General features: G+C 72.0%; 12 protein-coding genes and 1 pseudogene. 7 read left to right on the forward strand and 6 right to left on the reverse strand.

The genetic code is table 11. From position 1 onward, the window contains the following. The 5 genes from V7050_RS14705 to V7050_RS14725 all read left to right on the forward strand — a co-directional run. A partial coding sequence (locus tag V7050_RS14705) for a DUF1194 domain-containing protein (RefSeq protein WP_324410728.1) occupies positions 1–640 on the forward strand: 640 nt, incomplete at its 5' end. Positions 641–707: 67 nt separating this feature from the next. Next, positions 708–1,544: a nitrilase-related carbon-nitrogen hydrolase gene (locus V7050_RS14710; RefSeq protein ID WP_324370247.1), complete on the forward strand. Its 837-nt coding sequence runs from the start codon at positions 708–710 to the stop codon at positions 1,542–1,544. Between the two features lie 189 nt (positions 1,545–1,733). Beyond that, positions 1,734–2,888 carry a c-type cytochrome biogenesis protein CcmI gene (gene ccmI, locus V7050_RS14715; RefSeq protein ID WP_324370251.1) on the forward strand — a complete coding sequence of 385 codons (1,155 nt, stop codon included), beginning with the start codon at positions 1,734–1,736 and terminating at the stop codon, positions 2,886–2,888. 62 nt (positions 2,889–2,950) lie between these two features. Beyond that, positions 2,951–3,373, forward strand: coding sequence for a Holliday junction resolvase RuvX (ruvX, locus tag V7050_RS14720; RefSeq protein WP_324370257.1), 423 nt, complete (start codon positions 2,951–2,953; stop codon positions 3,371–3,373). Continuing rightward, entirely contained in the window at positions 3,370–3,624 is a 255-nt protein-coding gene (locus tag V7050_RS14725; protein WP_324370253.1) for a DUF1289 domain-containing protein, read from the forward strand. The genes ruvX and V7050_RS14725 overlap by 4 nt, the downstream gene beginning before the upstream one ends. A 70-nt stretch (positions 3,625–3,694) precedes the next feature. Here the strand turns inward: V7050_RS14725 and dusA are convergent, their stop codons facing one another. After that, positions 3,695–4,708 (reverse strand): tRNA dihydrouridine(20/20a) synthase DusA, encoded by a 1,014-nt coding sequence (gene dusA, locus V7050_RS14730; protein ID WP_324375567.1) that lies wholly within the window; start codon positions 4,706–4,708, stop codon positions 3,695–3,697. A 157-nt stretch (positions 4,709–4,865) separates the two neighbouring features. On the opposite strand from dusA, the gene V7050_RS14735 reads away from it, so the two are divergent. Both V7050_RS14735 and serS read left to right on the forward strand, forming a co-directional pair. Further along, complete coding sequence (locus V7050_RS14735; RefSeq protein ID WP_324370697.1) at positions 4,866–5,315, forward strand: hypothetical protein; 450 nt, start codon at positions 4,866–4,868, stop codon at positions 5,313–5,315. A 55-nt stretch (positions 5,316–5,370) separates the two neighbouring features. After that, the gene (gene serS, locus V7050_RS14740) at positions 5,371–6,663 is read left to right on the forward strand and encodes a serine--tRNA ligase (RefSeq protein ID WP_324375570.1); all 1,293 of its coding nucleotides are present in this window, start codon (positions 5,371–5,373) and stop codon (positions 6,661–6,663) included. Positions 6,664–6,672: 9 nt separating this feature from the next. On the opposite strand, the gene V7050_RS14745 is transcribed toward serS, so the two are convergent. The 5 genes and pseudogenes from V7050_RS14745 to V7050_RS14765 all read right to left on the reverse strand — a co-directional run. Next, positions 6,673–7,254, reverse strand: coding sequence for a rhodanese-like domain-containing protein (locus V7050_RS14745; protein ID WP_324375572.1), 582 nt, complete (start codon positions 7,252–7,254; stop codon positions 6,673–6,675). 93 nt (positions 7,255–7,347) lie between these two features. Further along, positions 7,348–7,590 (reverse strand): hypothetical protein, encoded by a 243-nt coding sequence (locus V7050_RS14750; RefSeq protein ID WP_324398281.1) that lies wholly within the window; start codon positions 7,588–7,590, stop codon positions 7,348–7,350. Between the two features lie 108 nt (positions 7,591–7,698). After that, entirely contained in the window at positions 7,699–8,007 is a 309-nt protein-coding gene (locus tag V7050_RS14755; RefSeq protein ID WP_324375575.1) for a hypothetical protein, read from the reverse strand. Between the two features lie 168 nt (positions 8,008–8,175). Then, on the reverse strand, positions 8,176–8,568 hold the full coding sequence (locus V7050_RS14760; RefSeq protein ID WP_324398282.1) for a hypothetical protein: 393 nt from the start codon (positions 8,566–8,568) through the stop codon (positions 8,176–8,178). A gap of 93 nt (positions 8,569–8,661) precedes the next feature. Next, positions 8,662–8,853 (reverse strand): annotated as a pseudogene (locus tag V7050_RS14765) (tripartite tricarboxylate transporter permease); the annotation flags it as partial.

The following is an 8,853-nucleotide window of genomic DNA, read 5'->3' on the forward strand; positions in this document are numbered from 1 at the left end:
GGCGGAGACCTGCCGGCTGGCGCTCAGCCTCGCGCTCGACGTCTCCTCCTCGGTGGATGCCTGGGAATACGGGCTGCAGAACGACGGCCTCGCCCGTGCCCTGACCGCGCCCGAGGTGGTGGAGGCCTTCCTCGCGGTGCCGGGGCATTACGTGGCGCTGCACATCTACGAATGGAGCGGGCGCGGGCAGCAATCGGTGCGGCAGCCCTGGGTGGCGATCGGCTCGGAGCGCGATCTCGCGGCGGTGGCGGCGCGGATCCGGGGGCTGGGGCGCAGCCATACCGAATATCCCACCGCGCTCGGCTTCGCCATGGGCTTCGGGGCGCGGGCGCTGGAGACGCGGCGGGATTGCTGGGCGCATACCCTCGACATCTCCGGGGACGGCACCAACAACGAGGGCTTCTCGCCGGACATGGCGCGGCGCGTCTTCCCCTTCGAGGGCGTGACCGTCAACGGGCTGGTGGTGGGCGCGACCCGCGAGACGCTGAAGCGCTATTACGCGAGCTACGTGATCGCCGGGCCCGGCGCCTTCGTGATGAGCGCGGTGGATTACACCGATTTCGAGCGGGCGATGCGGATGAAGCTCCTGCGCGAGCTCGGGGTGGGCGCGGTCAGCGCGCTGGAGCCCGCGCTGCGCTGAGCGTGCCATCGGCCGGCTCCGCAATCCCGGCTTGATCTTAAGGCCCGGGAACCGGCAGGATCGCGCCATGAGCGCACGCCCCCTCCGGATCGCCTGCCTCCAGACCCGGCCCCGGCCCGATTTTGCCGGCGCATTGGGCGAGGCGCTCGCGCTGGCGGAGGCCGCGGTGGCCGAGGGCGCGGGCTTGCTCGCCCTGCCGGAACATTGCGGCGGCCTGCGCAGCGAAGGCGCCTCGGTGGTGCCCCCGGCCGCGGCGGAGGCGGAGCATCCGGTGCTGGCCGGCCTCGCGGATTTCGCCGCCCGGCACGGGGTCTGGATGCTGATCGGCTCGCTGGCGATCCCCGGGCCGGAGGGCGGGATCCGCAACCGCAGCATGGTCCTCGACGACGCCGGCCGGATCCGGGCGCGCTACGACAGGATCCATCGCTTCGACGTCGCGCTCTCCGGAGCCGAGACCTGTCGCGAGAGCGACCGGGGCGGGCCGGGCGGCGTGGCGGCGCTGGCGCAGGCGCCCTTCGGCCTCATCGGCATGAGCCTCTGCGACGACCTGCGCTGTCCGCTGCTCTACCGCGATCTCGCCAGGGCGGGCGCGGAGATCCTCGCGGTGCCCGCGGCCTTCACGCGACGCGACGGCGGGGCGCCTTGGCGGGTGCTGAACCGGGCGCGCGCGATCGAGAACGGCGCCTTCGTGGTCGCCCCCGGCGCGGTGGGGCCGGTCGAGGGCGGCGGCGCCTGCCACGGCCATTCGCTGATCGTCGGCCCCTGGGGCGAGGTGCTCGCCGAGGGCGGCGACGCGCCCGGCCTGGTGCTGGCGACCGTCGATCTCGCCGAGGTGGAGACGGTGCGCGCCCGGATCCCGAGCCTCGCCGGCGACCGGCCCTACCGGATGCCGGCCGAGGACTGACGCGGAACGGACCGCGCGACGGGGCCGCTTCGGGGAGTGGCACTGCCCTCGTCTTGTGGTGGCGCGGCCGAAGAACAAGGATCGGACTCCGAATGCGATCACTTTGGACCCCTTTCATGCGCCGTTGTGCCCGACCGTCGCCGAAGCTAGGGTCCGGCGCGGAAATCGCCTGACTCGGATGCTTGCCTGATGGTGTTCCTTGGAATCGCGGCGGCACTGGTGCTGGGCAGCCTCGCGCTCGTCCTGGCGCCGCTCCTGCGCGGTTCGGACCGGCTCGCCCGGCGCGCGAGCCACGACATGCAGGTCTTCCGCGACCAGCTTCGCGAGATCGATGCCGACCGGGCGCGCGGGATCCTCAGCGCCGAGGAGGCGGAGGCGACGCGCATCGAGGTCTCGCGCCGCCTGCTCGCCGCCGCCGATGCCGAAGGTGCGGAGGCCTCCGCCGGCCCCGCCCCCCGGGGCCTGTCGCGCGCCGCGGCGCTGGCGGCGCTGGTGCTGGCGGGCGCGGGTGCGGGCGCGGCCTATCTCCAGCTCGGCGCCCCGGGCATGCCGGACCGGCCCCTGCGCGAGCGCCAGGCGCAGATCGCCGCGATCGAGGCCGAGCGCGACGACGGGGCCGCGCTGATCGCCCAGCTGCAGAAGGTGCTGGAAGACCGGCCCGACGACCTCCAGGGCCACCGGCTGCTGGTGACGAGCCTCGCCGGCATGGGGCGCATGGCCGAGGCGGTCGACGCCCAGCGGCGGGTGATCGGGATCCAGGGCGAGGCGGTTCCGGGCCACGAGCTCGTGTCGCTGGCGGGGCTCATGATCGCCGCGGAGGACGGCCGGATCTCGCCCGAGGCGGAGGCGGCGCTGGCCGCCGGGCTCGCGAAGGATCCCGAGGATCCCTCGGGGCGCTATTTCTCCGGCCTGCTCTTCCTCCAGAACGGCCAGCCCGAGCGCGCCTATCCGATCTGGAGCCGGCTGCTCGAGGAGGGACCGCCGGACGCGCCCTGGGTCAAGGCGATCGCGCCGGTGATCGAGGGTCTCGCCGCCGAGGCCGGCCGGCCGCCGCCGGCGCCCGCGCGCGGCCCCGGCGCGGCGGAGGTCGAGGCGGCCGGCGCGATGCCGGCCGGGGAGCGCCAGGCGATGATCGAGGGCATGGTCGACCGGCTGGCCGAGCGGCTGGCGACGGAGGGCGGGCCGCCCGAGGATTGGGCGCAGCTGATCCGCTCGCTCGGCGTGCTCGGGCGCGCAGACGAGGCGGGGCGCATCCGCGACGAGGCCGGCGAGGCCTTCGCCGGGGATCCGGCGGCGCTGGCGCAGATCGCGGCGGCGGCGCGCGACGCGGGGCTCGCCCCGTGACGGCGGCGATCCACGAGGACGTCGCGGCCTTCGCCGCGGCGCTTGCGCCCGGGGCGGCGCTGATGGGGCTCGACCTCGGCACCAAGACCATCGGCCTCGCGGTCTCCGACACCGGCCGGCGCATCGCCTCGCCCCTGGCCACGATCCGGCGCCGCGGCTTCAGGGCCGATGCCGCGGATCTGCTCGCCCGGGCGGAGGCGCGCGGCATCGGCGGGCTGGTGATCGGCCTGCCGCGGAACATGGACGGGAGCGAAGGCCCGCGCTGCCAGTCGGCCCGCGCCTTCGCGCGCAACCTCGCTTCCCTGACCGGGATGCCGATCACCTTCTGGGACGAGCGGCTCTCGACCGTCGCCGCCGAGCGCGCGCTGCTTGCGGCGGATGCCTCGCGCCGGCGCCGGGCGGAGGTGATCGACCATGTGGCGGCGGGCTATATCCTGCAGGGTCTGCTGGACCGGCTCGGCCATCTGGCGGCGGAGCGCGCATGAGCGACGAGGTCTGGCGCCGCGAGCCGGTGGAGAGCCCCTGCATCAAGGTCTGCGTGGTGCATCCCGAGGCGCGGCTCTGCATGGGCTGCTACCGCTCGATCGAGGAGATCACCGGCTGGAGCCGGATGAGCCCCGAGGCGCGGCGCGCGGTGATGGCGGAGCTCCCCTCCCGCGCCCCGCTGGTCGCCCCCGCCCGCCGCGGCGGCCGCGCGGCCCGCATCGCCAGACGGGACGGCCCCGCCTCCGGCTGACCGCCTCGGCGGATCCCAGGCGCGGGCCCGACGATGACGCCACGGCGGGACGAGGCCCCTCCTCACCCGCTCAGGCGGCGGCCCTCTCCCCCACCAAGGCCAGCGCCGCCTCGACCAGTTCGGGCCCCGCCCCCGGCCGGTGCGCGTTCTCCGAGAGCCGCCGCCGCCAGGCGCGCGCGCCCGGCCGGCCCTGGAAGGCGCCGAGCATGTGGCGCGTGACCGCCTGGAGCCCGGTGCCGCGCATCCGTTCCGCCTCGATATAGGGCAGCATGGCGAGCACCGCGGCCTCCGGCTCGACGTCCCGCCCCGGCGCGCCGAAGATGCGGCGGTCGGCGGCGCCGAGCAGCGCCGGCGTGCGATAGGCGGCGCGCCCGATCATCACCCCGTCGAGCCCGCGCTCGAGGAAGCCCCCCGCCATGTCGAGATCCGTGATGCCGCCGTTGATGACGATCGCGAGATCGGGGAAGGCGGCCTTCATGCGCAGCACCAGGCCGTGGTCGAGCGGCGGGATCTCGCGGTTCTCCTTCGGGCTGAGGCCCTGGAGCCAGGCCTTGCGGGCATGGATGGCGACACGGCGCACCCCAGCGCCGGCAAGGGTCGCGAGGAAGGCCGGCAGCACCGCCTCCGGATCCTGCTCGTCGACGCCGATGCGGCATTTGACCGAGACCGGCACCGGGCCCGCGGCCGCGATCATCGCCGCCGCGCATTCGGCCACGAGCCGCGGCTCCCGCATCAGCGCGGCGCCGAAGCAGCCCGATTGCACCCGGTCCGAGGGGCAGCCGACATTGAGGTCGATCGCATCGTATCCCGCCGCGACGCCGATGCGCGCCGCTGCCGCCAGCATCGCGGGATCCGAGCCGCCGAGCTGCAGCGCGAGCGGGCGCTCGCGCGGGTGATGCGCCAGCAGCCGCTCGCGGTCCCCGCAGAGCACCGCCGCGGCCGTGACCATCTCGGTATGGAGCAGCGCCCGTCGCGTGAAGCCGCGATGGAACATCCGGCAATGCCGGTCCGTCCAGTCCATCATCGGCGCGACGGAGAGGCGCGACGCATCGAGCTCACTGTATCTTTTATCTTTGTCAGCCACTTACCGTCCGGCCACTCGTCTCGATCTTGTCTCTCGTGTCGCATCCCATGGGTAGCATCATCAGGCGCGAGCGGAAAGACCGCTCCACCGCCTGGCTCGTCCCGGTCGCCGTTCGGCGGTCCGGAAACCCGGGCGGCGGGCGGACCGGACCGCCGGGATGCGCGCCACCGCCGCGGCCCGGACCGAGAAGCGCGAGCAGGACCTCGCCAGGCCCGGAGAGCTCGAAGGCATGCCCGTCGGAGAGACCCGTCGCCGTGACGTGGCGCCTGGCGACGCAATCGCCGGATATGGGGAGGACGGCGCGAAGGCAATCGGCCGGACCAGGGCGCCGGACCTCGAGAGCATCAAGGCGTTCGACATTGCGCCGAAGCGCTGTACCGGGATCGCGGCCGTTGCCACGGAGAAGCCGAATGCGGGTGTCGCCCCGGAGACCCTGGCAAAGGATCCGGCCTCCCCCGGCCGCGATGGATCGAAGCGCAAGGACGCGCCCGGTCCGTCCCTGGGCGACAGGAAGGATTGCAGGTCCTGCATGCGATCCGGCGCGGGTCCGATCACCCAGTCGAGATCGTCGATGCCGAACCGTTGCTTCCGCGAAATCAGGCTTTGAACCCCTCCCGGCGATCCGGCATAAGGCCACCCGAACACGCCCGAGGGACGCCCCGATGCACGACATCCGCCTGATCCGCGAGACCCCGCATGCCTTCGACGCCGGCCTCGCCCGCCTCGGCCTCGCGCCGGTCACGGACGAGATCCTCGCGCTCGACGAGCGGCGGCGCGAGCGGATTTCCGCGGCGGAGCAGGCGCTTGCCGAGCGCAATGCCGCGAGCCGCGAGGTCGGTGCCGCGAAGGCGCGCGGCGAGGATGCCGAATTCGAGCGGCTCCGCGCGCTCGTCGCCGAGAAGAAGGACGAGATCGCGCGGCTCGAAGCCGAAGCCGCCCATGCCGATGCCGCGCTGCGCGATCTGCTCATGGGCCTGCCGAACCTGCCCTATGACGATGTCCCCGACGGCCCCGACGAGACCGCCAATGTCGAGATCCACCGCTGGGGCGCGCCGCGGGACTTCACCTTCAAGCCCCTGGAGCATTTCGAGATTCCGGCGGCGATTCCCGGGCTCGATTTCGAGGCCGCGGGCCGGCTCTCCGGCAGCCGCTTCGTGGTGATGCGCGGCGCGGTCGCCCGGCTGCACCGGGCGCTCGCCCAGTTCATGCTCGACACCCATATCGAGCGGCACGGGCTCACCGAGCACTGGACCCCGGTGCTGGTGCGCGACGAGGCGATGCTGGGCACCAACCAGCTGCCGAAATTCGCCGAGGACAGCTATCGCACCGAGAACGGCTGGTGGCTGATTCCCACCTCGGAGGTCACGCTGACCAATCTGGTGGCGGGCCAGATCCTCGACGACGACCGCCTGCCGATGCGCATGACCGCGCACAGCCAGTGCTTCCGCTCCGAGGCGGGAAGCGCCGGCAAGGACACCGCCGGCATGCTGCGCCAGCACCAGTTCGAGAAGGTCGAGATGGTCTCGATCACCCGGCCCGAGGACAGCCGCGCCGAGCTCGACCGCATGACCGGCTGCGCCCAGCACATCCTGGAGGCGCTGGCGCTGCCCTATCGCACCGTGGTGCTCGCGACAGGCGACATGGGCTTCGGCGCCCGGCGCACCCACGACATCGAGGTCTGGCTGCCCGGCCAGGACAAGTATCGCGAGATCTCCTCCTGCTCGGTCTGCGGCGACTTCCAGGCGCGCCGCATGAACGCCCGTTTCCGCCGGGGCGAGGGCGCGAAGCCGGAATTCGTGCACACCCTGAACGGCTCCGGCCTCGCCATCGGCCGCTGCCTGATCGCGGTTCTCGAAAACGGCCAGCAGGAGGACGGATCGGTGGCGATCCCCGAGGCGCTCGCGCCCTATCTGCGCGGCGCCGGGATGATCGGACCCGAGGGCGCGCTCGCCTGACGCGCGCCGTCACTCCGCGCGCGGCCAGGCCTGCTCCGGGGTGAGGGCGTAGCTCCAGGGAAGCCCCGCGTTGCGCCAGCCGTCGAGCGTTCGCTTGCCCGAGGGGTCCCTGTCGCCCTCGAAGCCTTCGACGAGGTTCCAGGCATTGGTGTAGCCGGCCGCGGCCAGGGCGTCGGCGGCTTCGGCCGACCGGTTGCCGGAACGGCAGATCAAGAAGACCGGGTCGTCCCTGCCCCGGCCCTCGCGCGCCATCAGCGCATCCACCTGCGCGACGAAGCCGGGGTTCGGCGCCATGCGGTATTCCCCGCTCCCGGCGTCGAAATCCAGCGTGGCGGTCTGGAAGGGCACGATGGCATCGATGGGCTCCGGATGGCCGACGAAGGCGACCTCGATCGGATCGCGCGCATCGACGAAGACGATGCCCGGGTCGGCCGCGAGCGCGGCGCCGGCGTCTTCCGCCGTCAGATAGAGCTCGAGGCGCGTCTGCTTGCCGGCCGGCAGAGCATCGGGATCGACGCTCGACACGATTTCGGCCGAAGCGGGAAGCCCGAGCAGGAGGCACCCCGCCACGGCGAGAGTGGATGACTTCATGCCGGCCTCCCGCCAACGGGAGGCCATAGTGCCAGCACCGATCCGTGCTGTCCATTTCCCGCGCGGCGCGTCCCCCCCCGCCCGGGCCCACGATCAGCGCCGCTTCGCCGTGGCGAGACGGCAGATTGCCACCAGGATGGCGAGGTTCACGAGCGGGGAAAGCGCCGCGAGCCAGGGCAGCAAAGGCTGCGCGACGCCGTCCAGCAAGCGTGTCCAGGGAAGACCGAGCGGCACGAGGAAGACGCCGGCGAGCGGCCCCCGCTCGCTGCCGAAAAGGCCGAAGGTTCCGACCAGGAACAGGCCCAGCGCTGCCAGGTAGAGGAGACCGAATCCCACCGTCACGATCCGGCAGAATCGCGTCACGGTCCTGGCCTGTCGGTCATGCGGCTCCCTTTCCTGCCCACCCAGGCAGATCGCCCGGACCGGAGGGGCCCCGGCATTCCGTCAGAGCGCGCCTTCGTCGGTCGCGGAGGAGATCTCGGCGACGACACCGTCGTTGGAGACCAGGCAGCGCCAGGGCGCGCGGTCCGGGCCGACGCCGATCATCACCAGCGAATTGGCCTCCGAGAACTCGTTGCTCAGCACCGTGACCTCGCCGTTGTTGGTCTCGTTCGAGACGCCCGCGAGGCAAGCCTGTTCCTGAATGCTCGGTGCGGCCGCGATGCTCGACATGTCGGCACCGGTATCCGCGTCGCAGGCGGCAAGGCCGGCGACGCAGAGGGCCAGGCCGGCCAGTGTCTTCTTATGTGTCATCTCAGTCCCTTTCATATTTTCGTTCAAGAAAGGCGCAATGGCGCCGGCACTCGCCCAAGCATTCCCGTCGAATACTGCACGCAACCTCGCACATCCGCTCCCGGGGGAAAAATCGACCTCATCGGACGGGACATCGCACGTCACCCACAACCGGCCATGGTGCCAGCCTCACATGATCGTCATGGAGAGCGTGAACGGCACGGTCCGGCCGCTGTCCTTGTCATTTCCCATCAGGTAGACGCGGATAGTGTAGTCGCCCGCAGCGGGAAGCTTGATGCTGGCGTCGTTCCCGTCGATCGAGCCGATGTAGATGGCTTCGCCGTCGCTGCCCGGCGGAAGGATGTTGAAATATGCGGTCCCATCGGTGATGAGCGAGACGCCCATCGTCTGGCCCGCGGCCGCGCCGAGAATGTAATCTTTGTATCCGCCACCGATGACTTCGGCCTCCACGGCGGCGTTGTCTTTGCCGGCGGCGAAGTTCACGCGCTCGCTCGACTGCGCAAGCGCCATGCCCGACAACATCAGGATCGCGAACGCCGATGCGATGCCGAGTCTCGCCAATCCGCTAGCTGGAATCATCCGGTTTCCATCCCTGCCAGAACACACCCGAATGACATATTCGGCTAGAACCGGCCCAGGTCAAACGCAAGCATCCTAATCCACCACCGCGCCGGGCTCGTCCTTGGCCATGTGCATCCGCCGCTTGAGCGCCTTGCCGAAGAGGATCGGCAGCACGAAGCCGACGATGGCGATGCCCCAGAGCGTCAGCGAGAGCGGCGAGGCGAAGAGTGCGGTCCAGTCGCCGTCGGAGATGGTCATGGCCCGGCGCAGGTTCGCCTCCATGAG

The sequence above is a fragment of the Amaricoccus sp. genome (assembly GCF_036846665.1).
Taxonomy (GTDB): domain Bacteria; phylum Pseudomonadota; class Alphaproteobacteria; order Rhodobacterales; family Rhodobacteraceae; genus Amaricoccus.